The organism is Streptomyces sp. NPDC051243 (genome assembly GCF_044455405.1).
Classification (GTDB): Bacteria; Actinomycetota; Actinomycetes; order Streptomycetales; family Streptomycetaceae; genus Streptomyces.
In genome coordinates this window covers 1-1,245 of the sequence record NZ_JBITES010000039.1, presented here as the reverse complement: position 1 = coordinate 1,245, position 1,245 = coordinate 1, and the positions used below count along the sequence as shown (strand labels likewise).

1 rRNA gene (only partly in view) is annotated in these 1,245 nt (G+C 57.4%); it reads right to left on the bottom strand.

Annotated features, from left to right (window positions below):
* A 23S ribosomal RNA gene (locus ACIBAG_RS45655) occupies positions 1–1,245 on the bottom strand (its annotated part extends 1,487 nt beyond the left edge of the window); the annotation flags it as partial.

Here is a 1,245-nt window from a genome sequence, read left to right as displayed (position 1 = left end):
GACGTCCTACACCCTTACCCCGGGACAACCACCGCCCGGGATGGACTACCTTCCTGCGTCACCCCATCACTCACCTACTAACCGCTTGGTCCGGCGGCTCCACCACTCCCCTTTGCCCGAAGGCTCCGGGGCGGCTTCACGGCCTTAGCATCACGATGCTCGATGTTTGACGCTTCACAGCGGGTACCGGAATATCAACCGGTTATCCATCGACTACGCCTGTCGGCCTCGCCTTAGGTCCCGACTTACCCTGGGCAGATCAGCTTGACCCAGGAACCCTTAGTCAATCGGCGCACACGTTTCTCACGTGTGAATCGCTACTCATGCCTGCATTCTCACTCGTCAACCGTCCACAACTACCTTCCGGTGCTGCTTCACCCGGCAGACGACGCTCCCCTACCCATCCATACACCCGTTGGGGCTGTTGTATGAATGACACGACTTCGGCGGTACGCTTGAGCCCCGCTACATTGTCGGCGCGGAATCACTAGACCAGTGAGCTATTACGCACTCTTTCAAGGGTGGCTGCTTCTAAGCCAACCTCCTGGTTGTCTCTGCGACTCCACATCCTTTCCCACTTAGCGTACGCTTAGGGGCCTTAGTCGATGCTCTGGGCTGTTTCCCTCTCGACCATGGAGCTTATCCCCCACAGTCTCACTGCCGCGCTCTCACTTACCGGCATTCGGAGTTTGGCTAAGGTCAGTAACCCGGTAGGGCCCATCGCCTATCCAGTGCTCTACCTCCGGCAAGAAACACACGACGCTGCACCTAAATGCATTTCGGGGAGAACCAGCTATCACGGAGTTTGATTGGCCTTTCACCCCTAACCACAGGTCATCCCCCAGGTTTTCAACCCTGGTGGGTTCGGTCCTCCACGAAGTCTTACCTCCGCTTCAACCTGCCCATGGCTAGATCACTCCGCTTCGGGTCTTGAGCGCGCTACTAAACCGCCCTATTCGGACTCGCTTTCGCTACGGCTTCCCCACACGGGTTAACCTCGCAACACACCGCAAACTCGCAGGCTCATTCTTCAAAAGGCACGCAGTCACGAGATACAGCAAGCTGCATCCGACGCTCCCACGGCTTGTAGGCACACGGTTTCAGGTACTATTTCACTCCCCTCCCGGGGTACTTTTCACCATTCCCTCACGGTACTATCCGCTATCGGTCACCAGGGAATATTTAGGCTTAGCGGGTGGTCCCGCCAGATTCACACGGGATTTCTCGGGCCCCGTGCTACTTGGG